This is a genomic window from Pseudomonas arvensis (assembly GCF_056688935.1).
The window spans coordinates 2,499,855-2,526,813 of sequence record NZ_CP162038.1 but is presented as its reverse complement, the minus strand read 5'-3'; the positions used below and the strand labels follow the sequence as shown (position 1 = coordinate 2,526,813).

Below are 26,959 nucleotides of genomic sequence, written 5' to 3'. Positions count from 1 at the left end.
ATCAGCAGGGCGGGCACGACCGCCCTGCCGGTTTATTGTTGTTATGTCAGGGCTACTTGAAGTCTTTGACGTTGTCCGGGGTGATCAACTGGAACGGGATCACCACGTTCTGCTCGATGGGTTCGTTCTTGGCCATCTTGCGCGCCGTCTCCACCGATTTGTCCGCCTGGCCCTTGGCATCCTGGAAGGCCGACACGGTCATGTCGCCCTTGGTGATCGCGTTGAGGCCGTCCGGCGTGCCGTCGACACCTGCGATCAGCACGCCTTTCTTGCCTGCCGATTTCAGCGCCATGGACGCGCCAATCGCCATTTCATCGTTGTTGGCCAGCACCGCGTCGAAATCGCGGCCTTGAGTCAACCAGTCGTTGACCAGGGTCATGCCCCTGTCACGCAACCAGATGCCGGTCTGTTCCTGCTCGATCTTGATGCCTGGGTACTTGGTCAGGACTTCCTTCACGCCCTTGGTGCGGTTGGTGGTGGAGTTGTTCGCCAGGTCACCCAACAGGATCACGACGTTGCCCTTGCCGCCGAGTTTTTCGGCGATGTATTGCATTTGCAGTTTGCCGGCCTCGACGTCATCGGACACCACTGCCGCGACGCCTGGCGCCAACGTTGGGCTGTCGGGGCGGCGGTTGACGAACACCAGCGGAATTTTTGCGGTGGTAGCGGCCTTGATGATGTTCGCCGTAGAGGCAGTGTCCACCGGGTTGACGATGATGGCGTCGACCTTCTGGCTGATAAAGTTCTCGACCTGGCTCAGTTGCTTCACCACGTCGGCGCGGGCGTCTTCGAACTGCAGCTGCACGCCATCACCTTTAGGGTAGGACTTGGCTTGCTTGTCCATGTCTTCGCGCAGGTAGGTGAGGAAGGTGTCATCGAAGGCGGACATGCTCACGCCTATCTTCAGATCAGCAGCCGAGGCAACACCGCTGGCGAGCAGCATGGACAGGGCCAGCGCGGTAAAACGGATCGGGGTCTTCATGAACGGTCTGTCTCCACTTTCTTGTTGGTTTTTTGGACGTTGCGTTTATCAGAGCTCGGCGGGCAGTCGTACGACCGGTGCGCCAGGAATGCAGCAGACCAGCGCGCCTTTGTTTTCGACGCACAGCACATTAAGGAAGGAGAAGTAGAACGGCCGGGCGCGGGGCAGACCGCGTGGCGTGTGAGCAGGGCGTAAAACTCGCAGTACAGCGTTGAAGATTTTCATCTGACGGTACCTGGTTGTTTTTGATCTTGTTTTTGTTGAGTCGCCGGGGTCGAGCCCAAGACGTACTTTATGCAACCTGGAAAAGACTTTATTGGAAAATAATTTCCATATCAACCTGTTTTAGAATTTTATTCTATTTTTGTTGAAACCACCTGCTGGCGCTCGGCGCTCAGGCGTGCGGCGTCCAATATACGGGTGGTTTCCAGCGCCTCATAGGCGTCTACCGGTAAAGGTCCCTGCCCTTGCACGGCGGCTTGCAATTGACGATAGAACTGCGTCCAGCAGCCCTTTTCCGATGGCACCCGTTCACGCTCATCCCCTTGCTCGAACCAACCCCAGCGTCGGTGCTCCTCGGCGCCCCAGTGCTCGCCTTCGGTTTTCGGCGATTTGCCGGCCATCAGCGCTTCTTCCTGGCCATCGAGGCCGTCCACCGTGTAACAACCCAAACTGCCACTGACGCGAAAACGCGGGGCCTGGCTGTTTTGCAGGGCGTTGCCCCAGAGGTGGGAAATCACCCCGTTGGCGTGGGTCAGGGAGACAAAAAAACCGTGGTCGACGCTGGGGTGTTCGGCGGTGTAGTGCAATTGCGCAAACACCCGCTCCACCGGGCCGAACAGTTGCAGCGCCTGGTCCACCAAATGGCTGCCCAAATCACGCAGCCAACCGCCGCCACTGGCATTGCCCACCGCTTGGGGGCTGTAGCGTTCCACGCGGGATTCGAAACGGGTGATGGTGCCAAGGGCGCCGGCGTCGATCAGTTTGCGCAAGGTCAGGTAGTCCGAGTCCCAGCGGCGGTTCTGGTAAACGCTCAGCAGCACCTCATGGCGCTCGGCGGCCGTGATCAGCGCCTGGGCCTGTTCGGCGTTGGCGGCAAAGGGTTTGTCGCTGACCACCGCGACGCCGTGTTCAATGGCCTCCAGCACCAGGGCCGGGCGGCCTTTGAGGGTGGTGGAGATGACCAGCGCGTCGACACCGGCTTCGACAATCTGGCCGATGGAGTTGAAAGCCTGGACGCCTGGGTGGTCGGTATTCAACTGTAGGCGCCGCTCAGGAGAACGGGTGACGACGCCAACGAACGTGGCGCCGGGCAATGTGGCAATCAGCGGCGCATGAAAAAAGCGCCCTCCATGGCCGTAGCCGACTAGTCCGATTCGCATGATTCACTCCTTCTTTAAAGTGCAAACCCAATCAAATGTGGGAGGGGGCTTGCCCCCGATGAGCATAGGTATCTACACAACTTCGAGTGGATGTTGAATCTATGGCAATGGGCTGTTGTGGTGAGCGGGCAAGCCCGCTCACCACAGTGTTATGTGTAAGCCTTTGAGAATTGTGTAGATACCCATGCCCCCTCCAACCTCGACCGAGTGTCAGCCGTAGAAGTGCGGACGATCCGGCAAGCTCACCTTGACGATCTGCTCGCTGCTCTGCGCCTGGATGCACGCATCTGCCGCTACTGCCGCTGCAAACCCATCCCACGCCGACGGCCCGCCGACTTGCCCGGCGCGCACGCTGTCGATAAAGGCCTGCAACTCAACGTCATAGGCGCCGATAAACCGATCCTTCCAGTCCATCAGAATCGCGTTCGACAGCTTGGCGCCGCTGCGCATCTGCACTTGTGAAGGCTCCGGCAGTTTGGCGATGCCGGTCTCCCCTACCACTTCGCACTGGATGTCATAGCCGTACTGGCAGTTCACAAACACTTCCACGTCGATGCGCGTGCCCTTGGCGGTTTCCAGCAGCACGATCTGCGGGTCACGCAGATGGGCCAGGGCCTTGCTGGTTTTGCGCGGGAACACCACTTGCACGGAAACGTAGTCGTCATTGAGCAACCAGCGCAGCACGTCCAGCTCGTGGATCAGCGTGTCGGTGATCGCCATGTCGGTCTTGTAGTTCTCGCCCACCGTCGGGTTGCGGTGCGCGCAGTGCAGCATCAACGGCTCGCCGATCTGGCCGCTGTCGATCACTGCCTTGAGGGCGCGATAGCCTTCGTCGTACGGGCGCATGAAACCCACTTGCACCAGGCGCTTGCCGTGGGCGACTTCGGCCTCGACGATCTTGCGGCAGCCTTCGGCAGTCACCGCCAGGGGCTTTTCACAGAACACCGGCTTGCCGGCGGCAATGGCGGCGAGCACGAATTCTTCGTGGCTCGGGCCCCAGGAAGTCACGAGAACGGCCTCGACCTGCGGCGAGTTGATCAGCGCATGGCCGTCCGGATACACCTCGGCGTCCAGCTTCAAATCGGCAACCACCTTGGCGGCTTGCTCAAGGTTGATATCGGTGACCGCCACCACCTGGCTGTTAAGCAGGGTCTGGCTGCAACGACGAATATGGTCACGGCCGATGGCACCGGTACCGATCACTCCAAGCTTCAACGACATACAAACACTCCTCTTGTTATTAGTACTGCCGGGCCTTCGCCAGGTGTTCATTGAGTTTTTTCGCTGCGGCATTCGTGCGTTCGCTGGTGGACACCTGCGCCACCCCCACCCGCCACCACGACAGATAGCCGTGGATCATGGTCTTGGGCAGCACTTTGATGTCGATCAGGGTCGACACGGTTTGCGTACGCGCATCGGCCAGGGCCGCTTCAAGCTGTTCCACGGTGCTGACCTTGTAGGTCTTGCAGCCATAGGCCGCCGCACTCATGGCGAAATCCACCGGCACCAACCCGCCGTCGAGCTTGCCGCTCTCGGGGTTGCGGTAGCGGAACTCGGTGCCGAAACTGTCCATGCCATTGCCAATCTGCAAGTTGTTGATGCAACCGAAGGCCATGTTGTCCAGCAGCACCACGTTGATCTTGCGCCGCTCCTGGATCGAGGTGGCCAGCTCCGAATGCAGCATCATGTAGGAGCCATCGCCGACCAGCGCGTAGACCTCTTTGGTCGGCTCGGCCAGCTTCACGCCGAGGGCCGCGTTGATCTCGTAGCCCATGCACGAGTAGCCGTATTCGACGTGGTAGGTATTCACGCCCTTGCTGCGCCAGGCGCGTTGCAAATCGCCCGGCAGGCTGCCGGCGGCGGCAACGATGATCGCGTCGTCGGCCAGGGTTTCGTTGAGCACGCCAAGCACGCGGCTTTGGGTCAGGCAGGAGCCGGTCAACTCGATAAATTCACGCAGTACGGCGCGGTCCAGGTGGTCGTCGACCTCGGGGACGAAGCCGTCACCTTCGTATTCCACTTGGTGCACACGGTCCACTTCGGCGTCCAACTGCGCCTTGGCCTCGGCAACCTGCCCGCCCCAGCCAGAGCGGTAATCGCCGAGGGCATCGGCCAGCGCTTCCAGGGCCAGCTTGGCATCGGCCAACACCTGCACGCCGTCCAGCTTCAAGGCGTCGGCGGGGCTGATATTGAGGTTGAGGAACCTCACCTCGCCATGCTTGAACAGCGATTTCGACGAGGTGGTGAAGTCGGTGTAACGGGTGCCGATACCAATGATCAGGTCCGCCTCGGGCGCCAGCAGGTTGGCCGCCAGGCAGCCGGTTTCGCCGATGCCGCCGACATTCAGCGGATGGCTGGAGACCACCGCGCTCTTGCCCGCCTGGGTTTCCGCGAACGGAATATCAAAACGCTCGGCAAACGCCTGCAACGCCGCATTCGCGCCGGAGTACTTCACGCCGCCGCCGCAGATGATCAACGGTTTGCGCTTGTCCCGGAAAGCGGCCAATGCATCGCCGATCATCGCGGCAGTGGCCGGACGACGGTCGAGTCGGTGCACACGTTTTTGCAGGAAATAGTCGGGATAGTCCCAGGCTTCGGCCTGCACGTCCTGAGGCAGCGCCAGGGTCACGGCGCCGGTTTCCGCAGGGTCGGTGAGCACGCGCATCGCATGGATCGCAGCGGTCATCAGTTGCTCGGGACGGTTGATACGGTCCCAGTATTTGCTCACCGAACGGAATGCATCGTTGGTGCTGATGCTCAGGTCATGGAACTGCTCGATCTGTTGCAGCACCGGGTCCGGCTGACGGCTGGCGTACACGTCGCCGGGCAGCAGCAGCAACGGAATACGGTTGGCCGTGGCGGTCGCCGCTGCGGTCAACATATTGGCGGCGCCGGGCCCGACGGAGGCGGTGCACGCATAGATCTTGCGGCGCAGATGCTGCTTGGCAAACCCGATGGCGGCGTGGGCCATGCCCTGCTCGTTGCGGCCCTGATGCACCACCAGGTCGCCGCTGTCCTGCTCCAGCGCCTGGCCCAGGCCCAGCACATTGCCGTGACCGAAAATGGTGAAAACGCCGGCGACAAATTTGCTCTGCACGCCATCGACTTCGATGTATTGGTTATCCAGGAACTTCACCAGGGCCTGGGCCATGGTCAGTCGGGTGGTGGTCATGTCGCGCCCCTTAACGATTTTGCAGGTGGGCAATGCTTGCCCCCAACGCGTGCTGGATATCCGCCAACTCATGCACGCTGGTCGCAAACGGCTCGAACGACAGGTAGCCGCTGTAACCGGTGCTGAGCAAGGTGTCGATCTGCGCGGCATTGCCGAGGATGTCGCCCTCACCCACCAGCACACGGTGGCCGTCGCGAATCGAGTTGAGCGGCGCGTCGGCATCTTCCACACCGGAGATATGCACCAGGCCGGTCAGCTCCGGGAAGAACTCGTGCTCATTGGCCAGGTGATGGTGGAAGGTGTCGTGCACCACACGGAACACATCCAGGCCGCCGATGGACTTGATCGCATCCACCGCCACACGCTTGCGGCGCAGGGCGGATTCTTCGAAGCCCAGGGGTTCGACGAAACCGAGAATCCCGTACTCGCGCAGGATCGGCGCCAACTCGCTCAACGCGGTGCGCAAACCGGCGGCGCGCTGGGCATCGTTGCGCGTGTCGCCGGGCTCATTGAGCGGGCACATCACCAGCCCTTGGGCGCCGCATTCACGGGCGTAGGTGGCGAGTTTGATCGCCTGGGCGCGGCGCTCGTCGTTCCACACATCAAAGGGGTACAGCGCGTTGATCGACAGCACGGTAATGCCCTGCACCGCGCACAACTCACGCACGCGGCTGGCCGGGGTGCCGTACTCGATTTCACGGTTTTTCAGGTCATTGCGAATTTCGATGGCATCGCACTTGAGCGCGGCCGCCAACTGGATGAAATCCGGCAGGGACAGGTTGGGTGCGACCATGCGGTTCAGGGCAAAGCGTAGAGGCGACTTCATTGTTGTTCTCCGTCCAAAACCGCTTAAAGGTCCAGCAGCCAACTGTGCTGCGGGTCGTTGTGGAAATGCCAGGCGCGCTTGGGCCCCGCCATCACGTTCAGGTAATAAGATTCGTAGCCGTACGGCACGCTGACCGGGTGATAGCCCTTGGGCACCACCACCAGGTCGCTGTTTTCCACGGCCATGGCCTGGTCAATGCTGCGGTCGTCGGTATAGACCCGCTGGAACACAAAACCCTGGGGCGGGTTGATCTGGTGGTAGTAGGTTTCTTCCAGGAAGCTCTGGTGCGGCAGGTCGTCGGTGTCGTGCTTGTGCGGCGGGTAACTCGACGAATGCCCCGACGGCGTGCGCACTTCCACCACCAGCAGCGAATGAGCCGGCGAAGTGTCGGGCAGGATGTCGCACACATAGCGCGTGTTGGCACCTTTGCCACGCACGCTGCGCTTGCAGTCTTCGGGGCGGATCAGGCGTGGTTCGTAACCGCCGGCACCTGGGGCGGCGCAGACGGCAATCTGCACGTCGCTCAAGGCGGTCACCTGGGCGTCGGCGCCCGGCGGCAGGTAGGCGGCGAACGGGGACTTGTCCTCGAACACCGACTGGCGATCGCCGAGGTTCTGCCAGTTGAAGCCCTCGCCTTCGATGTTCACCCGACCGCTGAGCAGCACCAGGCACAGCTCTTTATCACCAGCGCTGACCGGCAGGGTTTCGCCCAGGCTCAGGCGGTAGGCTTTGAACCCGACGTATTCCAGTCGGCCCTCTTCCAGGGCAACCATGGTTTGCCCGCGTTTGCTGCTTTTGACCAACAGGCTCATCACTGGGCCCTCTCTGTGAGCAGAGCGCGCAGGGTGTCATAACCCTTTTTCGCGTAGATATAGCTGGGCGCCACTGCCGGATCCTGCTCGGCTTCCACCACCAGCCAACCCTCGTATTTCGCCGCGAGCAGCACATCGAGCAACTCGGCAAAGTCGATATCGCCATCGCCGGGCACGGTAAACGTGCCGTTGACGATGCAGTCCGGGAAGCTCCACATCTGGTTGCGCGCCAGTTGCACCACCGGTTTGCGCACGTCCTTGAAATGCACGTGGCAGACGCGGTCGATGTGCTTGCGCAGCACCTCCAGCGGTTCGCCGCCGCCCATATAGCAGTGACCCGAATCAAACAGCAGGCCGACTTCCGGGCCGGTTCTTTTCATCAACTGGTCGATGTCTTCCGGGGATTCGACGTAGGCGCCCATATGATGGTGATAGGCAAGACGTACGCCTTGGGACAGGGTGAAGCGCGCCAACTCGGTGAGCTTGTCGGCGTACGCCTGCCAGGCCTGCTCGCTATGGAAACGCGGGCGTTCGATCAGGCGAATGCGCGAGCCCTGGATCGAATCGGCCACCTCACCGTAAACCAGCACGTTGGCGCCATTCTGTTTCAGTAATTCGACGTGAGCGGTGATGGCTTCGATTTCTTCGGCCACCGAGCGGCGGGCCAGGCGGCTGGAATACCAGCCGGAGACCAGCGCCAGGTCATAAGGGCGCAGTACATCGCCGACGCCCTTGGCGTCCTTGGGGAATTTACCGTTGAGTTCGAAACCTTCGTAGCCGATTTCCTTGCCCTCGCTCAAGGCGGTGCTCAGCGGCGTTTCACCGCCCAGGGCTGGCAGGTCGTCGTTGCTCCAGGAGATCGGGTTGATGCCAATTCGGATTGCGGGCATGGCTGCACCTTTATTATTTTCAGGTATCACTGAGATCTGCTTTATGTGGGAAGGGGCTTGCCCCTCCCACATTGGATTGCCTTTCAAATTAGAACTGGGTTCAGGTTCGGGCACTGCGCCAGGCATTGATCAGTTGCTCGAACGTCGCCTGTACCTGCTGGATCAGGGTTTCATCATCAATCTCCCCCGCCATCCACGCCTTGCTCGGCTCCTGGAAAATTGTGCGACCCACGGCAAACCCACGGCAGGTGGTGCTCAGGCGTGCTTGCTGGAAGCCGTCTGCGAGAAACTGTGCCGAGGCATTCAGGCCCAGCAACACCACGCCACGGCAGTACGGGTCGCGCTCCTGGATCAGCGCATCGAGCTTTTTCCAGTCCTCGGCCGACTGCGCTTCGATCTTCCACCACGCCGGGTAGATGCCCAGGTTGTACAGGCGCTTGAGGCTGCGATAGAGCGCGTCCGGGTAGGTGGACGGGTGATCCTTGGGCGGGATGACTTCCAGCAGCAGTTCATGGCCGCTGACCAGGGACGCGTCATACACGGCCTTGAGTTGGGCTTCCTGTTCCAGGCGCAACAAGGGTTCGTCATCCGGGTGGAATTGCACCAGGCACTTGATGATCTGTTCCTGGGGCCAGGCGATCAGGTTGCTGCCAATCGAACGCCCATGTTCGAAGGCCAGGGGCCGCGAGTTCTGCACTTCCACCGGGCGCGCGATCCACCAGCCGCGACCGCTGGCGGCGTTGAGCGCGTCCTGGCCGAAGCGCTGGTCGGCCAACAGGCCCACATCGGCGGCAACGCCCTGCTCGGCGAGCTTTTTTTCCACCCGTTCGATGGCCTGGATAAACAGTTGCTTGATGTCGCTGATACGCGCCGGATCCTGGCCGCCGCGCTGCGCCAGGTCGACCAATTGCCAGCGGTGGTCGAAGGCAAAGATGAACAATTGCTTCCATTGCTTGCGCGGCACGCTGACGCGGTGCAGGCGTTGCAGGGTCACGTCCTGGTCCGGCCGGGTGATCGGCACCGGGCTGTTGAACAGGTAATCCAACTCGGCCGGCGTCGGCATGGCCGGGGCGCAGGCGTGGCGCGAGACCACCAGGCCGCCACAGGCATTGGCCAGTTGGCTGCAACGTTCATCGCTGGCGTCGTTGATCCAGCCGCTGAGAAAGCCCGACATAAACGCATCGCCGGCGCCCAGCACATTGAGCACTTCGACGCGCACGCCGGGGTAGATCGCGCCGTCTTCCAGGCGCGCAGGAATCGCACCGTGAATCACCGTGCAACCCTGCGGGCCGAGCTTGACCACCAAGGTGGCGGGCGTGAGTTCGCGCACGGTGCGCAGTGCGGTGAGCAGGTCTTCACTGCCACCGGCGATCAGGAATTCTTCCTCGGTGCCGACGATCAGGTCGAAACGCGGCAGGATTTTCTGCACATGCTGGCTGACATTCTGGTCGGCGACAAACCGCGTCTCGCCATCCGCCTTGCCCGCCAGGCCCCACAGCACCGGGCGGTAGTCGATATCCAGCACGCGCTTGACGTTGTGCTTGGCCGCGTAGTCCAGCGCCTGGATGCTGGCCTTGTACACGCCATCGGTGGAGAAATGCGTGCCGGTGATCAGCAGCGCCTTGCTGGAGGCAATAAAGGCTTCGCTGATGTCTTCGGCGCGCAGGGCCATGTCGGCGCAGTTTTCGCGGTAGAACACCAACGGGAAGGTTTCGCGGTCCTTGAGGCCCAGCAGCACCAGGGCGGTGAGCCGTTCCGGGTCGACCTTGATGCCGCTGACATCACAGCCTTCGCGGGCCAGGGATTCCACCAGGAAGCGACCCATATGGTCGTCCCCCACGCGGCTCAGCATCGCCGACTTGAGGCCCAGCCGGGCAGTGCCGAAGGCGATGTTGGCGGAGGAACCGCCGAGGTACTTGGCGAAGCTGGACACGTCCTCAAGCCGCGCACCTACTTGCTGTGCGTAGAGGTCGACGCCCAGGCGCCCGAGGCAAATCAGATCCAATTGACGCCCACTGGCAAAACGAGTCTGGCCCATGCTGGCTCCTGTTATTTTTATCAGCCTGCGTGGTGCCGCCGTGGTGACGGCACACGCTCTTGGTGAGAGCAGACTAGAACGTCCGGCGGCCGCAATCAATATTTATTCCAAAATTATTTTTAGTGGAATAATTTTTCCAATAAGCCAGCATAATGGCACCCCAGCCCGCGTGCATCGTTTCAGCAGCCCACGGGCGCCGTGATGCCGGGGTATTTTTTTGCGCCTACCCTGTAGACTTGCGCCACCCATCAGCGCATCAGACGAACACGCCAGAAGGATTGCCCATGTCCCGCACCGATCCCGAGATCACCCTGGAAGCCCCACTCGCCAGCACTCCGGTCAATGCCGAACGCCTGTTGCAGCTGATCACCGACGAATACGAAAGCCTGCCGCGCCAGCTCAAGCGCATCGCCAGCTACATGAGCCAGCAGAGCGACCGGATCATGGTCGACCGCATCAGCGACATTGCCCGTGAATGCGAAGTGCATCCGTCGGCCATTGTGCGGTTCTCCCAGCGTTTCGGCTTCAGTGGTTTCAGTGAGATGCAGGCGCTGTTTCGCGAGGCCTACACCCACAAGACCACGCCGGTACAGAACTACCAGCAGCGCATTCGCAGCATGATTGCCAACAAGTCGCAGAAGGCCAGCGGCGGCGACCTGGCGCGCGAATGCGTGAACGCCACGCTATCGGGCATCGAGCGTCTGGGGCTGGAACTGGATGACGTTGCGTTCGACAAGGCCGTGGACCTGGTGGTCAACGCCGACAATATCTACGTGGTGGGTGTGCGCCGTTCGTTCGCGGTGGCCGACTACCTGGTCTACAACCTGCAGCACACCAACAAGCGCATCCATTTGATTTCCGGCCTGGGCGGCAGCTACCGCGAGCAGATGCGCAGCGTACGCGCCAATGACCTGGTGATCGCCATCAGCTTCACGCCGTATGGCAAGGAGACCCAACACTGCCTGCGCATCGCCCAGCACCATCAGGCCAAGACCCTGATCATCACCGACAGCAACCTGTCGCCCCTGGCCAAGCGGGCGAACGCGGTGTTGTTGGTGAATGAAGGTTCGTCGTTTGCTTTCCGCTCGCTGAGCGCCACCTTGTGCCTGTGCCAGGCGCTGTTTATCGCGGTGGCGTATCGGTTGGAATTAAAGGTGGATGAGATTCACGAGCAGGTCGGGTTCGACGACTGACTTCCTGACACTGCAGACCAAATGTGGGAGGGGGCTTGCCCCCTCCCACACTGGACCGGCATCAGTGCATGAAAATTGCGATCAGGATGATCACCGGAATTGGCACGCCGAGGAACCACAGAAGTAATGAGCGCATGGTGTTCTCCTTGAATTAACGAACGTAGTTTTCGGTTTCGACGTACACCACCGCATCGCGACGACGACCACCAAAGGTCGCAGCGAAGCTGGCAAAGAACGCACCGATCAACAGGGCAACAAACGTCCACAGCGACGTGTAGGCAGCCACTTTGGCGGCCGTGTCAGCGGCCTGCCTGGCTTTGAGCTTGGCGTCTTCGACAGCTTTACGGGCATCGCCATAGACCTTGTCGATGCGCGCTTCGGCCTCGGCCTGGCTGAGGTTGGTGCGCTGGCTGATCAACTGCGCCAGGTAGGCACGGTCTTCAGCGGCCAGTTGGCCATCGTTGCTCAGGGTGCGAGTGAAGATGCGCGCTACCACGCCGTGGGCCGCGTCATCGCTGACGGCAACCGGGCGGTCGTCACGGAACAGGCTGTCGACGTAATAGTCGAAGTCGCCGCCGTTGACGCCTTTGGCCGCACTGCCCGCTGCTTGGGTGATTCCGCTGGCGGCGCCCGCTGCGACACTGGCGCCGGCTTTCACACCACCGCTCACGACACTGCTGACCGAGCCGACCACCAGCACTGCGGTAATCAACGTCGCGACCGCCCAGGCCAGGAAGCCATGGGCCGTGTCACGAAAGTACACCTCGTCGCCATGCATTCCGGACCACTTCACTCGCAAGCGTCCGGCGATATAACCGCCCAACCCGGATGCGACGATCTGGGTAAACGCCAGCCAGACAATAGTGGAAATGCCAAGCCCCTTGGCGCTGATACCGCTATCGGCCCACGGCGACACCGCCGAAAAACCCAGGCCGAAACCCAGCAGTACCAGGATCAACGACAGTGCAGCCGCCGCAGCGGCCCCGGCAAAGATCGCTCCCCAGGAAACCCCGGAGTGCGTGCTCGACGCTTGCAGCGTGGATGATGATGTGATCATTGTTGTTGTGCTCCCGGCAGGAAAAATAGTGTTACAAGTCTCAAAAGGGACAGTGCAGGCACCATGCCAGTCGGCATAAAAATAAATACCTATATATTTCAATAATTTAAATAAGTTGAACTTACTCAAGCCATGCAAGTTGCAAGAGCGGCGGCAGGAAGGCGTGCGTTATGCATTCCCCTGGAAAAGTATCGGTTTTGCCAACATGAAGTTTTATTTAGGAAGCGTTCAGCCATTTCTTGGCAAAATGCCCCCACTTCTAGTGTGAATCGCTCACCAGGTAATCCTATGACCCGCATTTTGACCATCGAGGATGACGCCGTAACGGCCCGCGAGATCGTCGCCGAGCTGAGTAGCCATGGACTGGACGTAGACTGGGTGGACAACGGCCGCGAAGGCCTGGTCCGCGCCGTGAGTGGTGATTACGATCTGATCACCCTCGACCGCATGCTGCCCGAACTGGATGGGCTGGCCATCGTCACCACCTTGCGCACCATCGGGGTGTCGACGCCGATCCTGATGATCAGCGCCCTCTCCGACGTGGACGAGCGCGTGCGCGGCCTGCGCGCCGGCGGTGATGACTACCTGACCAAGCCATTCGCCTCCGATGAAATGGCCGCCCGCGTCGAAGTGCTGCTGCGGCGCAAAAGCACGGTCAAGGAATTCGAAACCGCCCTGCGCGTGGCCGACCTCGAACTCAACCTGATCAGCCGCGAAGCCAGCCGCGCCGATCAGCCTCTGAGCCTGTTGCCCACCGAGTACAAACTGCTGGAGTTCCTGATGCGCAACACCGGGCAGATCCTGTCGCGGATGATGATCTTCGAGGAAGTCTGGGGCTATCACTTCGACCCGGGCACCAACCTGATCGACGTGCACATCGGTCGCCTGCGCAAGAAAATCGATCCACCGGGCCTCACGCCGTTGATCCGCACGGTACGAGGTTCGGGTTATGTCATTGCTGAACCCCTCTAAAGGCTGGCGTTCTTCCAGCAGCCGTTTGCTGGCGCTGTACAGCTCGCTGTTCGTAGCCTGGAGCTGCATCCTCATGGGGGTGCTGTATTACGAAGTGTCCGGTTACCTGAGCGACCTGTCGCGCCATTCGCTGATGCAGCGCCAGCATCTGTTCCAGCGCTTTGACGGCGAAGAGCTGGTGGAAGCGTTGACCACCAGCATGACCTTCGACATGAAGGGCGTGGACGCCTACGGCTTGTTCGACGAGCAATTTCGCCCTTTGAGCGGGCCGATCCGTGCGATCCCGCCGGACCTGCCGCTGGACGGCAAGATCCACGCCCTGTCCAACTGCGTCGACTCCGACGACCCCAAACTGCCCAAGGACAGCTGCGACGCCGTGGCCACCCACACCGACGACGGCCGCTGGCTGGTGCTGGTGCGCGCCAATGGCTCGTTGTTTGGTGTGACGCGGATCATCTGGCATGCCTTGCTGTGGGCGCTGTCACTGACGATCATCCCCGGCGCTGCTGGCTGGCATTTACTGCGCCGACGTCCGCTGCGGCGGATTCGCGGGATCCAGGCCAGTGCCGAAGCGATCGTCGCCGGCGACCTCACCCATCGCTTGCCGCTGTCCAACCGGCGTGACGAGCTCGACATGCTCGCGGCCATCGTCAACGCCATGCTCGACCGCATCGAGAAGCTGATGAACGAGGTCAAGGGCGTGTGCGACAACATCGCCCACGACCTGCGCACCCCGCTCACCCGTCTGCGGGCGCAGTTGTACCGCATCAAGCAGCAGGCCGAAGCCGAGTCGGCCCATGCGCTGCAACTGGACGACGCCATTGCTGAAACCGACACCCTGATGGCGCGTTTTCGCGGGCTGTTGCGTATCTCGGAACTGGAAGATCACCAACGTCGCTCAGGCTTTCTGGTGATGGACCCGCTGCCATTGCTGCGCGAGTTGCACGACTTCTACCTGCCCCTGGCCGAAGAAGGCGAGTTGCAGCTTTTACTGCAAGTGCCAGACTCCCTGCCGTGGATCACCGGCGACCGCGCGTTGCTGTTTGAAGCCCTGGCCAACCTGCTGAGCAACTCGATCAAGTTCTCCCCGGCGGGCGGCGAAGTGATTTTGCGCGGGGTCAACGACGGCGGCAGCACACGCATCGAAGTCCATGACTCCGGGCCAGGCATACCGGCGGCGGAACGCAAAGCGGTGTTCCAGCGGTTTTATCGCGTGGATGAGAGCGACCAGCAAGGTGGGTTCGGCTTGGGCTTGTCGATTGTGGCGGCGATTATCAATTTGCACGGGTTCAAGTTGGACGTCGGCACCAGCGAGCAAGGCGGTGCGAGGCTGGTGCTGGAGTGCCGCCAGCAACTGATGCCCGAAGCCTAAGGCGACTGGGTTCCAAATGTGGGAGGGGGCTTGCCCCCGATAGCAGTGTGTCAGTCACCTGATCAATAACTGAAAAACTGCCATCGGGGGCAAGCCCCCTCCCACATTGGCCCTGCGGTGCCTAATAGACCTGTTCAGCTCAGAAATTCGCCCGCAGCGCCTCAACCCCTCCCTTGTACAACCCAGCGAACAGCTCTTCCACCGCTGCATCCGTAGTGCCGGCCGACGGCGTAAACACACCGGACCATGTCACCTTCGCCGACGATTCGCTCAACGCCTCAACCTGCAACGTCGCCAGGTAGGCCTTCACCGGAAATGGCGATGCCCCCTCAATGGTGTAGCTGTAGGTGCGCGCCACGTTATCAAAGGTCTGCAAACGCTCGACGATCGAACCACCGTCGGCGGTGGTCAGGTGGCGCAAGCGGCCGCCTTCGCCCGGTTCGCTCTTGGCGATCAGCGGCAACCAGTCCGGCAGGCTGTTGAAGCCGCCTACCCATTGCCAGACCGTGTCGGCCGATACCGGGATTTCAATCACTGCAGATGCTGTTGGCACGGTAAATCTCCAAAAGTCGTAGGAAAACGTCGTTCAGCCTGCCACGCAAAGCCGGTCAATGCATCAATTCCCGCAGTCGATACCACAACATCCCCAACGCCAGCAGCGGCGAACGCAGCGCCTTGCCGCCGGGAAAGGTCATATGCGGCACCTGGCTGAAAACATCCAGACCCTGACTGTGACCCGCATGAATCGCCTCGGCCAGCAGTCGCGCGCACCAGTGGGTCACATTCAGCCCGTGGCCGGAATAGCCTTGGGCGTAGAACACATTCGGGTACTGCTGCAACCGCCCGACCTGAGGGAAACGGTTGGCGGTGATGCCGATCTTGCCGCCCCACTGAAACGCGACGGCGGTGTCAGCCAGTTGCGGGAACACCTTGAGCAGCTTGGGCTGCATATACGCGGCAATGTCCGCCGGGTCGCGCCCGGAATAATGGCAGGCACCGCCGAACAGCAGGCGACGGTCGGCCGACATCCGGTAGTAATCCAGGCCGACTTTCTGGTCGCACAGCGCCAGGTTCTGCGGGATGAGTTGGTTGGCCAGCGCCTGCGACAGCGGCTCGGTGGCGATGATATAGCTGCCCGCCGGCAACACCTTCCCGCTCAAGCGCGGTTCCAGCTCTTCGAGGTGCGCATTGCAGGCCAGCACCAGGCTGGCGGCGCGCACCGTGCCAGCGGCGCAGCGCACGTGCACGGTGTCGCCGTGGATCAGCTCCAGCACTTCGGTGTGCTCGAAGATTTTCACGCCGAGGGACTCGGCCATCTGCGCTTCACCCAGCACCAGGTTCAATGGGTGCAAATGCCCGGAGCCCATGTCCACCAGGCCGCCGGCATACACGGTCGAGCCCACTACCTGCGGCATATCCTGCGGCCCAACCAGGCGGGTTTCATGGGTATAACCCAATCGCCCAAGGCCCTCCTGCTCCGCCTTGAACGCCGCGAACTGCGCCGGGGTGTTGGCCAGCTCGCAGAAACCCCAGCGCAGATCACAGTCGATGCCATGCTCACGAATGCGCTCGCCCACCAGCGCCACCGAGTCGATGCCCGCGCGCTGCAGGTAATGCACACCCTCCTCCCCCACGTATTTGGCGAACCCCGACACATCGTGGCCGATCCCGCGGATCAACTGCCCGCCATTGCGCCCGCTGGCGCCCCAACCGACGCGCCGGGCCTCCAGCACAATCACCGAGAGCCCGCGCTGAGCCAGTTCGATGGCGGTGTTGATGCCAGTAAAACCGGCGCCGATTACGCACACATCGGCACTCAGGTCGGCGTCCAGGCTCGGCCGCTCAGGCATGGCATTGGCTGTGGCCCGGTAATAGGAGCGGGCGTGGTCGTTGGACTGGATCATTTATGGGCCTTCACTTTGCTCCAGGCGCGGTCATCAGGCGCATGGTCGCCGGGGTCGGTGGAATCGCCAGCAGCTCGAACCACAGGTTGGAGCCTTCCTTGGGAATCGAATAGGCGATATTCAAGGGCCAGCGGGAGAAGCTTGTTCACAAGACGCATTGAGGTCTATCTTGGGCCAGCCTTCGAACGGCATCTATCCACTTTGCACGCAGCACAACGCACCAATAGAGTGCGCACGGATTCTTCATGACACTGGCAACCGCTTCGCGCGTACAGGCCTTCGCCACTGGTGATGTGGCCGCCCAATGCAATGCAACACCTGGCTGGGTGCAGCAGTACCAGCAGATGTCCCCCGGGCACTTTGCCGGGCGCATCCGCTACCTCGATCTGCAGGGCGTGCAGGTGTACGAAGAGTGCATGAATACGCGCGTCGAGCAGCATTTCAATGCCCCCCCGGGCTCGCTGGCGTTCTGTTTCGATGGCAGTGACAACGCGCTGTACCTGCTCAATGGCGAAAGCCGCAATACCTGGATCACCCCGGAAAACTACCGCGAAGTGGCGGTGGTGTTCGGCCCGCAATTCGTGCAGCGCCATGGCTTGGATGTGACGAAGCTGGAAGGCCTGTTCATGGCCCCGCTGACCTCCCAGCAGAACGCGCTGTTCAGCCGCTGGCTCAGTGGCACGCTGACGCGCTTGTCCACAGTCGCCGACCCGGTCTCCCTCACCCGGCAACTGCTTGACGACTGCCTGTTCATCCTCGACAACGCCTGTGTCTGCCTGGATCGCAGCTCATTGCGAAGACGCAGTGAAGAACGCCAGTTGATGGCGCGCATCGGTGAGTGGGCGGCGGATGCGCCGGATGCAACCGTCAACCTGCTGGAACTGGCACAGATCGCCGGCGTGTCCTTGCGCCAGCTGCAGCAAGGCTTCAAGACCTACACCGGGATGAGCCCGGCGCAGTGGATGAGGCTGCGCCGCTTGAATGGCGCACGGCGGGAGTTGCTGACCGCAGTCGACCGCACCGTGGCTGAAGTGGCGATGAACTGGTCGTTCTGGCATTTGGGGCGGTTCTCGCACAGCTACCGTGCGCTGTTCAACGAGCTGCCAAGCGAGACCCTCAAGCGCTCCTGAGGACATCAGGTTTTTATGGTGAGCGGACTTCTGTGATGTCTGTGCGGCCATTCTCAATAACTTGTAAAACCGCGCCGTTATGCCTAGCTTATGCGCCCCCCGCCCTGCGCTTTAAGGCCTTGCCCCCATGGTTTTGCGTTTTCGTCCCGTCGTCACTTCCCGTTTCGCCCTCGGCCTGCTGCTCAGCGGCGGTATCGGCAACAGCCTCGCGGCAGAGATCGAACTGCCGGCGGTGAAGGTCCAGGGCCAGGATGAGGCCGGTTATCGCGCCGATACCGCCTCGGTCGGTGGCTTCAGCGAAACACCGCTGCTGGACACCCCAGCCTCGATCACCGTGCTCAACGCCGCCCTGATCAAGGACCAGCAAGCGCGCCTGCTCAGTGAAGTGCTGCGCAACGACGCCTCGGTGGGCGACAGCTATGCGCCGATTGGCTACTACGAAAACTTTGTGGTGCGCGGCTTTTCGCTGAACGCGGCCAGCAGCTACAAGATCAACGGGCGCACCATCACCGGCGAGCAAAACGTCGCCCTGGAAAACAAGCAGCAGGTCGAAGTGCTCAAGGGCCTGGCGGGCCTGCAAAGCGGGATTTCCGAACCCAGCGGCGTGATCAACTACGTGACCAAGCGCCCGGAGGATGTGCGTTCGGTCACGGTCTCCACCGATGATCGTGGCAGCGGCTATATCGCAACCGATGTCGGCGGTTGGTTTGGCACTGAGCAGCAATTCGGCCTGCGCGCGAACGTGGCCCACGAAGACCTCAACTCCTATGTCGAGCACGCCAATGGCCAGCGCGACTTTGTGTCCCTGGCCTTCGACTGGAACATCAGCCCCGACGCCGTGCTGCAACTCGACGCCGAGTACCAGAACAAGCAACAACGTTCGGTACCGGGTTATCAATTGCTCGGCGGCACCGAACTGCCCCACGACGCCTCGCCGAAAAAACTGCTCGGCCATCAGAGCGGTTCCAGGCAGGTCGGCATCGACTCGCTGAACCTCAACGGCAAGTTTGAATACCGCTTCAGCGACCAGTGGCAAGGCAGCGTCAGCGCGGCGCGCAGCAAGGTGGTGATCGACGACTACAGTTCGTTTGCCTGGGGCTGCTACGGCTCGACCAGTTGCACGGCCAAGGTGCCAAACACCTTCAGCCCCGAGGGCAGCTACGACGTCTACGACTACCGCAGCCCCGACGACACCCGCCGCGACGATGAAGTCCAGGCGGCCATGACCGGGCTGTTCGACACCGCAGGTATCGGCCATGAGCTGACCGTCGGCACCAGTGCGTTCCGCCGGGTGGTCGACAAGCGCAAGCCGGTCAACGAGTACATTGGCACCAGCAACATCGACGAAGACACGCCGACATTCACCCCCACCGACAAACCGCTGAATGACAGCCACCGCAACCTCGACAGCCGCCAATACGGCGTGTTCGTCACCGACCGCATCCGCTTCAACGAGCAATGGCAAACCATCCTCGGTGGTCGTGAGGTGCGCCTGGATGAAAAGGCCTTCGACGGCGAAACTGGCAACCAGACCCGCCATACCCAGCAATACGTGTTCCTGCCCCAGGCGTCGCTGATCTACAAACCGATTGAAAACGTCTCGCTCTACACCAGCTACAGCAAGGGCCTGTCCCTGGGCGGCACGGCGCCGTGGTTCGCCACCAACGCCGATGAAACCCTCGCCCCCACCACCTCCCGCCAAATCGAAGCCGGCGTGAAATACGACTGGCGCCGCATCAGCTTCGCCGCCGCCGTGTTCCAGACCCGCCAGGCCTATCAGTACGCCAAGCCCGACGCTGCCGGCGACTTCACCTATGTGCAGCAGGGCGAGCAGAAAAACACCGGCGTGGAACTCTCGGCCAACGGCTGGGCCACTGAGCGCCTGCAAATCTCCAGCAGCGTGGCAGCCATTCGCGCGCGGGTGACCGGCAGCGGCACGCCGGAATACGAAGCGCATCAGGCGATCAACGTGCCGAAGCTGCGCGCCAGTGTCTACGCCGACTATGCGTTGCCGTGGGTGAATGGGTTGGCGGTGCTGGGCGGTGTGCAATACAGCGCCAAGAAATACGCCAACCGCAACGGCAATGTAGAGGTGGGGGATTACGCGGTGGTCAACGTCGGCAGCCGCTACACCACCAAGGTGGACGGCTATGAAACGGTGTTTCGCCTGAGCGTCGACAACCTGTTCGACAAGCGCTACTGGCGCGACGCGGGCGAGTACATGGGCGATGACTATCTGTTCCAGGGCGCGCCTCTGACGGCGCGGCTGAGTGCGTCGGTCAACTTCTGAGGCTTACTTGGGCATCTTGCGAAAACCCACCGCCAACCGGTTCCAGCTGTTGATGGTGGCAATCGCGACGCTCAGGTCGATCTGTTCCTGGGCGCTGAACTCGGCCGCCAGTGCATTGAAATCTTCATCCGGGGCGTGGGTCTGGCTGATCAGCGTCAGGCTTTCGGCCCAGGCCAGCGCCGCACGTTCGCGCGGGGTGAAGAACGGCGTTTCACGCCAGGCCGACAGGGTGTACAGGCGCCGCTCGGTCTCGCCGCCCTTGCGGGCATCGGCGGTATGCATGTCGAGGCAGAAGGCACAGCCGTTGATCTGCGACACGCGCAGGCGGATCAGCTCCAGCAACGGCAACTCGATGGAGAGTTTGCCGACCGCCGCTTCCAGGGCAAGCATGGCTTTCATGGCGTCTGGGGATGCGGTGTAGAAATCGGTACGGGCTTGCATGGTGGAACTCCAGGACGGTGGGATTGGTGGCTAGGTTAGTCACCGTCGCAGCCGCGAGAAATATCCAATTGTGGAGAAGATCAGGTAGCCAATGCGTCAGCCCGGCAATGGAATCACCCGCAACGGCCGCACCGACTTATAGGAAAAACTCGAATAGATCTCCTTGACGCACGGCAGCGTCTGCAACACCTCCCGCGCAAACTCGCCAAACGACTCCAGGTCCTTGGCCACTACTTCGAGCAAAAAGTCATAGCGCCCGGACACGTTGTGACACGCCACGATTTCCGGAATCTCCAACAAGCGCTGCTCGAACGCCCGGGCGATGTCCTGGGTGTGGCTCTCCATCATGATGCTGACAAACGCCGTCACCCCATACCCCAGCGCCTTGGGCGAAAGAATCGCCTGGTAACCGCTGATCACCCCGCTCTCTTCCAAGTTACGTACGCGACGCCAGCACGGTGAGGTGGTCAGGGACACGCGGTCGGCCAGTTCGGCCACGGTGAGACGGGCATTGCCTTGCAGGGCGTTTAACAACGCCTTGTCGGTGCGGTCCAGAGTGACGGGCATGATGTGCCTCTGTTTGTTGTTTTTAGGGGTTTTTCATCCCTTAACGCGGGATTTGTCGGCAAAGTTTGCAAAATCCATCTGTGGTTATGAGCATAGCATTGTAGGAAATAAGGAGCGCCCGACATGAACAATAAACACCATGCATTCGGCTTTTCCACCCGCGCCATCCACCACGGCTACGACCCCAAGGACCACCATGGCGCGCTCGTGCCACCGGTCTACCTCTCGGCCACGTTTGCCTTCCCGACTGCCGAATACGGCGCCGCGTGTTTTGCCGGCGAAGCCAGCGGCCACTTCTACACACGCATTTCCAACCCGACCCTGGCGCTGCTGGAGTCGCGCATGGCCACCCTGGAAAACGGCGAGGCGGCGGTGGCGTTCAGCTCCGGCATGGGCGCGATTGCCGCGACATTCTGGACCTTGCTGCGGCCAGGCGATGAAGTGATCGTCAGCCAGACCCTCTACGGCTGCACCTTCGCCCTGTTGCACCACGGCATCGGCGAGTTCGGCATCAAGGTGCGCCATGTGGACCTCACCGACCTGGCCGCCCTGCAAGCGGCGCTCAGCCCCGCCACCCGCATGATCTACTGTGAAACCCCGGCCAACCCCACCCTGCAATTGGTGGACATCGCCGCCGTGGCCGCCCTCGCCCATCAACAGCCGAATGTCACGGTCGTGATCGACAACACCTACTGCACGCCGTACCTGCAACGCCCGCTGGAACTGGGCGCGGATGTGGTGGTGCACTCGGCCACCAAATACCTCAGCGGCCACGGCGATATCACCGCCGGCATCGCCGTGAGCAACCTGGCCACGGCCCAGCGCATTCGCTTGCAAGGCCTCAAGGATCTGACCGGCGCGGTGATGTCGCCCCAGGACGCCGCGCTGCTGGTGCGCGGCCTCAAGACCCTGGCCCTGCGCATGGACCGCCATTGCAGCAACGCCCAGGCGGTGGCCGAAGCCTTGCAGGCGCACCCGGCGGTGGAGTGGGTCACGTATCCGGGGCTGCGCGCTTTCGCGCAGTACGAGCTGGCAGCGCGGCAAATGAGCCAGGCGGGCGGCATGATTGCGTTCGAACTCAAGGGGGGGATCGACAGCGGTCGACGCTTTATGAACGCCCTCAAGCTGTTCACCCGTGCGGTCAGCCTCGGGGACGCCGAATCCCTGGCCCAGCACCCGGCGAGCATGACCCACTCCACCTACACCCCCGAAGAGCGTGCGCACCATGGCATCAGCGAGGGGTTGGTGCGTTTATCGGTCGGGCTGGAGGATGTGGCCGACCTGCTGGCGGATGTGCAACAAGCGCTGGCCAAATGTGCTCGCGCCGTGCCACGCCAAACGCTGATGGCGGCGCATGCCGTGAGATAAGTGCCGTGCTCCCCTCGCGGCGGTCGGACAGTTCCGGCCGCCGTTGGCCGTGGTTAATCTGGTTTTTTTGGCAATTGGATCCCCATGCCGCCGCCAGGCTGTACTAGCATACGTCCTGCACTCGACATTCATGGACGAACTGATGAACTCACACCTGTTCCCACATATAGGCAAGGTCATCGCCAGCACCGGCAGTCGCCATTTCCCACGCATGCTGCATGACCTGATCCTCACCCAACTGGCAGTGGACGCCACCCATATCACCCAATTGCACGTGAGCCCCGACGGGCACACCCGCCGCAAGATCAGCCCGGTCTATACCGACTCGGTGGCGGCCCTGGGCGAAGCACAGCCCGCCGCACAACTGCACCTCACGCGCCGCAAAGACGACGTGCGGTATGTGCTGTCGGTGTACCGCTCGCACCAGTCCGAAAGCTTTTCGCCCCAGGAACGCAGCATGCTGCAGGACTTCTCCACCCTGCTGCTGCCCATGGTGGAAAAACACATCACCGCGATCCAACCCTGCTGCCAGGACAGCGACCCGAAGGCGCCGCAAAACCAGGGCATCGACACCCTGCGCCGGCGCATTGAAGAGCGCCTGGTGCAATCGGGCCTGACCCTGTCCAACCGCGAGCTGGAAGTGTGCGTGGGCCTGCTGGCCGGGCGCACCGCGCCAGAGTTGGCGGAGCAACTGGCGTTGAAGGTCAACACGATTGAAAGCTACCTCAAGCGAGCGGCGATCAAGTTGGGGATCAGCGGGCGGCATTCGCTGTTGCGGTGGATGTACGCCACGGACGACATCGCCAGCTAAGCCTCCCGTCGCCCCGTAGCAGCTGTCGAGCGCAAGCGAGGCTGCGTTGGCGCCCCGCAGATCGCGGGGTGTCAATACGTCCGCTACGCAGCCTCGCCAAGGCTCGGCAGCTGCTACGACCCGAAGCTTGCACTTGCCCGTGAGCGTCAATCCCTCGCCAGTGCCTCGATCGGGTCCAGCCGCGCGGCGTTCCGCGCCGGCACAAAGCCAAACACAATGCCGATCAGCGTCGAACAGGCAAAGGCCGTGACGATTGAGCCGACCGAAAACACCATCTCCCATTCCTTCACAAACAGCGAAAACAGAAACCCCAGCGCGTAGGACAGTGAGATACCAATCAAACCGCCGATCAGGCACACCATCACCGCTTCCACCAGAAACTGCTGGCGAATGTCCGACTGCCGCGCGCCCACCGCCATGCGGATGCCAATCTCGCGGGTACGCTCGGTGACCGACACCAGCATGATATTCATCACGCCAATGCCGCCGACCAACAATGAAATCACGGCAATCAACGACAACAGCAACGCCAGGGAGCGGCTGGTTTTCTGCACCGTCTGCATGATGCTGTCGAGGTTGTTGGTGAAAAAATCCTTGGTGCCGTGGCGTTGCAGCATGAGTTTGTTGACGTTGTCTTCGACCACCTTGCTCGGCTGGCCGTCCTTGATGCGCACGGTGATGCTGTCCAGATGACGCTGGCCCAACAGGCGCCCCGCCGCTGTTTCGTAAGGCACCCACACGTTGAGCGCCTTACTGGCGGCGAACATGTTTTTGTTGTCGGCCGTCACGCCGATCACCGTGCACGGCAGGTTGCCCACCAGGATCACCTGGCCCAGCGGGTCCACGTTCGGGCCGAACAGGCGGTGGCGGGTGTTGTGGTCGATCACCACCACCTGGGCCTGGCGCCGGGCATCGCTTTCGCTGAAGGCAATACCGGCTTCGAGCTTCAGGCCCTTGACCTTGAAATAGCGGTCGCTGACACCGTTGACCTGGGCGTCCAGGTCGATATTGCCGTAGCGCAGCAACAGACTGCGGCCCACCACCGGCGTGGCGCTGTCCACGTAGTACAGCTGGTTCAGCGCGTCCACATCCGATGGCATCAGGGTTTCGATGGCCGAGGCGCGGCTGTCGCCGAAACTGGTGCCGGAAAAGATATCGATGGTGTTGCTGCCGATCGCCTGGATGTCCTTGAGCACATAGCGCTTGGCGCCTTCGCCAATCGCCGAGATCGACACCACCGAGGTGATGCCGATGACGATGCCGAGCATGGTCAGCAAGGTGCGCATGCGATGGGACACCAGCGCGACCCAGGCCATGTTGAACGCTTCCTTGAACAGCCCCAGGCTCGCCACCAGGCGCCGTGCGCCGCTGCGCCGCGGCTCTATCGGCGTCTCGGCCGGCACGTCCAGGCCACTGCTGGCGTTGGCCTTGTCACTGATGATCTCGCCGTCGCACACCTCGACAATGCGCTGGGCATTCGCCGCCACTTTCGGGTCGTGGGTGACGATGATCACCGTGTGCCCCGCCGCGTGCAGTTCAGCGAGGATGCGCATCACCTCCTTGCCGCTGTGGGTGTCGAGAGCGCCGGTGGGTTCGTCGGCGAGGATCACTTCACCGCCGTTCATCAAGGCCCGGGCGATACTCACCCGTTGCTGCTGCCCGCCCGACAACTGGCTGGGTCGGTGGGTGGTGTGGCTGGCCAGGCCCAGGCGTTCGAGCAATTCCCGTGCGCGACTGTGGCGTTGGGTCTCCGGCGTGCCGGCATAAATCGCCGGCATTTCCACGTTGTGCAAGGCACTGAGGTGCGCCAGCAAGTGGTAGCGCTGGAAGATGAACCCGAAGTAATCGCGGCGCAGCTCCGCCAGTTGCTCATCGCCCAACGAGCGGGTTTCGATGCCATTGATTTTGTAACTGCCGGCGGTGGCGTAATCCAGGCCGCCGAGGATGTTCATCAAGGTGGATTTGCCGGACCCGGACGCGCCGATGATCGCGACCATTTCCCCGGCCTGAATCGTCAGGTCGATACCCTTGAGCGCAATGAATTCACGCTCGCCGGCCATGAAACTGCGGGTGATGCCCTTGAGTTCCAACAGTGGCTGGCTCATCCGTCAGTTCCCCGCCACGGCAGGCGACGCATCACCGATCACCACTTTATCGCCCTCGGCCAGGCCGTCCAGGATCTGCACCTTGACGTTGTTGTTGATGCCGGTCTTCACATCCCGCGACACCGCCCTGCCCTTGGTATCCAGCACCCGCAGCGTGTAACTGCCGTCCTGGTTGCGAGCCCCGAGTGCGGCCACCGGCACCATCAACGCGGCCTCGGCGGTGTCGAGCACGATGCGCACCTGGGCGGTCATGGCGATGCGCAGGCGGTGGTCGGGGTTGGGCACATCGAACAACGCGTTGTAGAACACCGCCGTGTTCTGCTTGGGCGTGCCGGCGGTCTGGGTTTCGAGGAAGTTCTGCGGCGCCGGCTCGGTACCGCGCAGCTTGGCGTAGTAGCGTTTGTCGGCCTCACCGAGGATGGTGAAATACACCTGCTGGCCGGGGCTGATATGAATCACATCCGCCTCCGACACCTGGGCCTTGACCGTCATTGTGTCGAGGTCCGCCAACTTGAGCAGTACCGGTGCCAACTGGCTGGCGATCACCGTCTGGCCTTCCTGGGTGACGATGCCCACCACATCGCCGTCGATAGGCGCATTGATGCGGGTGTAGTCCAGGTTGATCTTGGCGGTGTCGATCTGGATATGCGCGCTTTTGATCTGCGCATCCAGGGCCAACAGGTTGGCCTGCTGTACCTGATAGCTCGATTCGGCGTCTTCGAAATCCTGGCGTGAGACCGACTCGTCATTCTGCAAGCCTTTGTAGCGCTCATACACCGACTTGGCCTGCCTGAGCTGCGCCGCCGTGGCCCGGCGCTGGGCCTGGAGGTTTTCCTCATCCACCTGGGCCTTGCGCAGGGTGTTCTGCAGGATCAGCGGGTCGATTTCCGCAAGCCACTGGCCCTTTTTGACCTTGTCGCCGACCTTGACCTTGAGCGACTTCAACTGCCCAGAGACCTGGGCGCCGACGTCGACCTGCTTGATGCCTTCGAGCAGGCCGGTGGCCAGGACGGCGTTTTCGATATCGCCGCGTTCGGCGGTGGCGGTGAGGTACAGCGGGGCGTCGGCTGGGGCCTGGACGGTGTAGATGATCAGGCCGATGGCGACGGCCAGTACGGTGAATATGCCGATTTTGCGGAATTTAGAGTTTTGCATAAATGACCATAGAAATTGGTTTGGCCCGGCCTATTGGGTTGGGCTTTTTTGGATCGGGTGTATATCCGTTTCTGGGGTAACGGCGGCTATTGGTTCCGCCCTTACGGCGGGTCACTTTGGAAAAGCCCCAAAGTAACCAAAGGGCTCTTGCCCCAACACTCGGCACCTCGCCTAGGCTCGGTGTGCCCTCACTCCGGCTTGAATCCGTGGGCCGCCGCGATGGGCCATCCATGGCCCAGCGCGGCTAACCCGGCGTCCTGCCGGGTTACCCACGGATTCAAGCCTGCGTTCGGCCAGCGTGTTTGACGGGGCGCTTGAGATCAAAATCAAAATCAAAAGCAGAGCCAGAGCCAGAGCCAACCTGAGGCCCACCTGATGTATGGAGATCAAAATGTGGGAGGGGGCTTGCCCCCGATAACGGTGGCTCAGTCAAAGTTGCATCAACTGACACCCCCTCATCGGGAGCAAGCTCCCTCGCCCCAACAAGCCTTC

The 26,959-nt window shown here is 61.8% G+C and carries 24 protein-coding genes; 8 read left to right on the top strand and 16 right to left on the bottom strand.

From position 1 onward, the window contains the following. Positions 1-52 precede the first annotated feature (52 nt). The 9 genes from AB3G88_RS11420 to AB3G88_RS11380 all read right to left on the bottom strand — a co-directional run bounded on the left by AB3G88_RS11420 (position 53) and on the right by AB3G88_RS11380 (position 10,102). The gene (locus tag AB3G88_RS11420) at positions 53-982 is read right to left on the bottom strand and encodes a sugar ABC transporter substrate-binding protein (RefSeq protein ID WP_480454069.1); all 930 of its coding nucleotides are present in this window, start codon (positions 980-982) and stop codon (positions 53-55) included. A gap of 48 nt (positions 983-1,030) precedes the next feature. Further along, entirely contained in the window at positions 1,031-1,207 is a 177-nt protein-coding gene (locus AB3G88_RS11415; protein WP_012723783.1) for a hypothetical protein, read from the bottom strand. Between the two features lie 128 nt (positions 1,208-1,335). Further along, positions 1,336-2,364, bottom strand: coding sequence for a Gfo/Idh/MocA family protein (locus AB3G88_RS11410; protein ID WP_191959482.1), 1,029 nt, complete (start codon positions 2,362-2,364; stop codon positions 1,336-1,338). Positions 2,365-2,574: 210 nt separating this feature from the next. After that, positions 2,575-3,585, bottom strand: a complete 1,011-nt coding sequence (iolG, locus tag AB3G88_RS11405; protein WP_099585114.1) for a bifunctional inositol 2-dehydrogenase/D-chiro-inositol 1-dehydrogenase — start codon at positions 3,583-3,585, stop codon at positions 2,575-2,577. 19 nt (positions 3,586-3,604) lie between these two features. After that, positions 3,605-5,536, bottom strand: a complete 1,932-nt coding sequence (gene iolD, locus AB3G88_RS11400; RefSeq protein ID WP_099585115.1) for a 3D-(3,5/4)-trihydroxycyclohexane-1,2-dione acylhydrolase (decyclizing) — start codon at positions 5,534-5,536, stop codon at positions 3,605-3,607. A 10-nt stretch (positions 5,537-5,546) separates the two neighbouring features. Further along, complete coding sequence (locus tag AB3G88_RS11395; RefSeq protein WP_480454066.1) at positions 5,547-6,362, bottom strand: TIM barrel protein; 816 nt, start codon at positions 6,360-6,362, stop codon at positions 5,547-5,549. Between the two features lie 23 nt (positions 6,363-6,385). Continuing rightward, the gene (gene iolB, locus AB3G88_RS11390) at positions 6,386-7,174 is read right to left on the bottom strand and encodes a 5-deoxy-glucuronate isomerase (protein WP_099585117.1); all 789 of its coding nucleotides are present in this window, start codon (positions 7,172-7,174) and stop codon (positions 6,386-6,388) included. Continuing rightward, positions 7,174-8,064 carry a myo-inosose-2 dehydratase gene (gene iolE / locus AB3G88_RS11385; RefSeq protein WP_480454065.1) on the bottom strand — a complete coding sequence of 297 codons (891 nt, stop codon included), beginning with the start codon at positions 8,062-8,064 and terminating at the stop codon, positions 7,174-7,176. Before iolE ends, iolB begins: the two co-directional genes overlap by 1 nt. A 100-nt stretch (positions 8,065-8,164) precedes the next feature. Continuing rightward, a complete protein-coding gene (locus tag AB3G88_RS11380) occupies positions 8,165-10,102 on the bottom strand; it encodes a bifunctional 5-dehydro-2-deoxygluconokinase/5-dehydro-2-deoxyphosphogluconate aldolase (protein ID WP_099585119.1) in 1,938 nt (645 codons plus the stop codon). Here AB3G88_RS11380 and AB3G88_RS11375 point away from each other — a divergent pair. Together AB3G88_RS11375 and AB3G88_RS11370 are read left to right on the top strand one after the other, a co-directional pair. Continuing rightward, the gene (locus tag AB3G88_RS11375; RefSeq protein ID WP_480454063.1) at positions 10,101-10,304 is read left to right on the top strand and encodes a hypothetical protein; all 204 of its coding nucleotides are present in this window, start codon (positions 10,101-10,103) and stop codon (positions 10,302-10,304) included. The genes AB3G88_RS11380 and AB3G88_RS11375 overlap by 2 nt on opposite strands. 82 nt (positions 10,305-10,386) lie before the next feature. Beyond that, the gene (locus AB3G88_RS11370; RefSeq protein WP_480454061.1) at positions 10,387-11,295 is read left to right on the top strand and encodes a MurR/RpiR family transcriptional regulator; all 909 of its coding nucleotides are present in this window, start codon (positions 10,387-10,389) and stop codon (positions 11,293-11,295) included. Between the two features lie 151 nt (positions 11,296-11,446). Here AB3G88_RS11370 and AB3G88_RS11365 read toward each other — a convergent pair whose 3' ends face one another. Further along, positions 11,447-12,352 (bottom strand): hypothetical protein, encoded by a 906-nt coding sequence (locus tag AB3G88_RS11365; protein WP_112194933.1) that lies wholly within the window; start codon positions 12,350-12,352, stop codon positions 11,447-11,449. A gap of 288 nt (positions 12,353-12,640) precedes the next feature. Here AB3G88_RS11365 and AB3G88_RS11360 point away from each other — a divergent pair, with 288 nt between their 5' ends. Both AB3G88_RS11360 and AB3G88_RS11355 read left to right on the top strand, forming a co-directional pair. After that, positions 12,641-13,324: a response regulator transcription factor gene (locus AB3G88_RS11360; RefSeq protein ID WP_010564812.1), complete on the top strand. Its 684-nt coding sequence runs from the start codon at positions 12,641-12,643 to the stop codon at positions 13,322-13,324. Then, positions 13,302-14,696, top strand: a complete 1,395-nt coding sequence (locus tag AB3G88_RS11355; protein WP_099585122.1) for a sensor histidine kinase — start codon at positions 13,302-13,304, stop codon at positions 14,694-14,696. Before AB3G88_RS11360 ends, AB3G88_RS11355 begins: the two co-directional genes overlap by 23 nt. Before the next feature lie 139 nt (positions 14,697-14,835). On the opposite strand, the gene AB3G88_RS11350 is transcribed toward AB3G88_RS11355, so the two are convergent. Both AB3G88_RS11350 and AB3G88_RS11345 read right to left on the bottom strand, forming a co-directional pair. After that, positions 14,836-15,249 carry an SRPBCC family protein gene (locus AB3G88_RS11350; RefSeq protein ID WP_480454059.1) on the bottom strand — a complete coding sequence of 138 codons (414 nt, stop codon included), beginning with the start codon at positions 15,247-15,249 and terminating at the stop codon, positions 14,836-14,838. 55 nt (positions 15,250-15,304) lie between these two features. Then, complete coding sequence (locus tag AB3G88_RS11345) at positions 15,305-16,600, bottom strand: NAD(P)/FAD-dependent oxidoreductase (RefSeq protein WP_480454058.1); 1,296 nt, start codon at positions 16,598-16,600, stop codon at positions 15,305-15,307. A gap of 245 nt (positions 16,601-16,845) precedes the next feature. On the opposite strand from AB3G88_RS11345, the gene AB3G88_RS11340 reads away from it, so the two are divergent. Together AB3G88_RS11340 and AB3G88_RS11335 are read left to right on the top strand one after the other, a co-directional pair. Further along, positions 16,846-17,730 carry a helix-turn-helix domain-containing protein gene (locus AB3G88_RS11340; RefSeq protein WP_480454057.1) on the top strand — a complete coding sequence of 295 codons (885 nt, stop codon included), beginning with the start codon at positions 16,846-16,848 and terminating at the stop codon, positions 17,728-17,730. Positions 17,731-17,857: 127 nt separating this feature from the next. Further along, positions 17,858-20,020 (top strand): TonB-dependent siderophore receptor, encoded by a 2,163-nt coding sequence (locus AB3G88_RS11335; protein ID WP_480454056.1) that lies wholly within the window; start codon positions 17,858-17,860, stop codon positions 20,018-20,020. 3 nt (positions 20,021-20,023) lie between these two features. Here the strand turns inward: AB3G88_RS11335 and AB3G88_RS11330 are convergent, their stop codons facing one another. Beyond that, the gene (locus AB3G88_RS11330) at positions 20,024-20,461 is read right to left on the bottom strand and encodes a carboxymuconolactone decarboxylase family protein (RefSeq protein ID WP_099585127.1); all 438 of its coding nucleotides are present in this window, start codon (positions 20,459-20,461) and stop codon (positions 20,024-20,026) included. Positions 20,462-20,557: 96 nt separating this feature from the next. After that, entirely contained in the window at positions 20,558-21,028 is a 471-nt protein-coding gene (locus tag AB3G88_RS11325) for an Lrp/AsnC family transcriptional regulator (RefSeq protein ID WP_099585128.1), read from the bottom strand. Between the two features lie 123 nt (positions 21,029-21,151). On the opposite strand from AB3G88_RS11325, the gene AB3G88_RS11320 reads away from it, so the two are divergent. Together AB3G88_RS11320 and AB3G88_RS11315 are read left to right on the top strand one after the other, a co-directional pair. Then, positions 21,152-22,396 carry a methionine gamma-lyase gene (locus AB3G88_RS11320; protein WP_400526835.1) on the top strand — a complete coding sequence of 415 codons (1,245 nt, stop codon included), beginning with the start codon at positions 21,152-21,154 and terminating at the stop codon, positions 22,394-22,396. 142 nt (positions 22,397-22,538) lie between these two features. Then, positions 22,539-23,207 (top strand): helix-turn-helix transcriptional regulator, encoded by a 669-nt coding sequence (locus tag AB3G88_RS11315; protein ID WP_177411529.1) that lies wholly within the window; start codon positions 22,539-22,541, stop codon positions 23,205-23,207. Between the two features lie 146 nt (positions 23,208-23,353). On the opposite strand, the gene AB3G88_RS11310 is transcribed toward AB3G88_RS11315, so the two are convergent. Continuing rightward, complete coding sequence (locus tag AB3G88_RS11310; RefSeq protein ID WP_099585131.1) at positions 23,354-25,312, bottom strand: MacB family efflux pump subunit; 1,959 nt, start codon at positions 25,310-25,312, stop codon at positions 23,354-23,356. Positions 25,313-25,315: 3 nt separating this feature from the next. Further along, positions 25,316-26,467, bottom strand: coding sequence for a macrolide transporter subunit MacA (gene macA, locus AB3G88_RS11305; RefSeq protein WP_480454054.1), 1,152 nt, complete (start codon positions 26,465-26,467; stop codon positions 25,316-25,318). Positions 26,468-26,959: the final 492 nt, after the last annotated feature.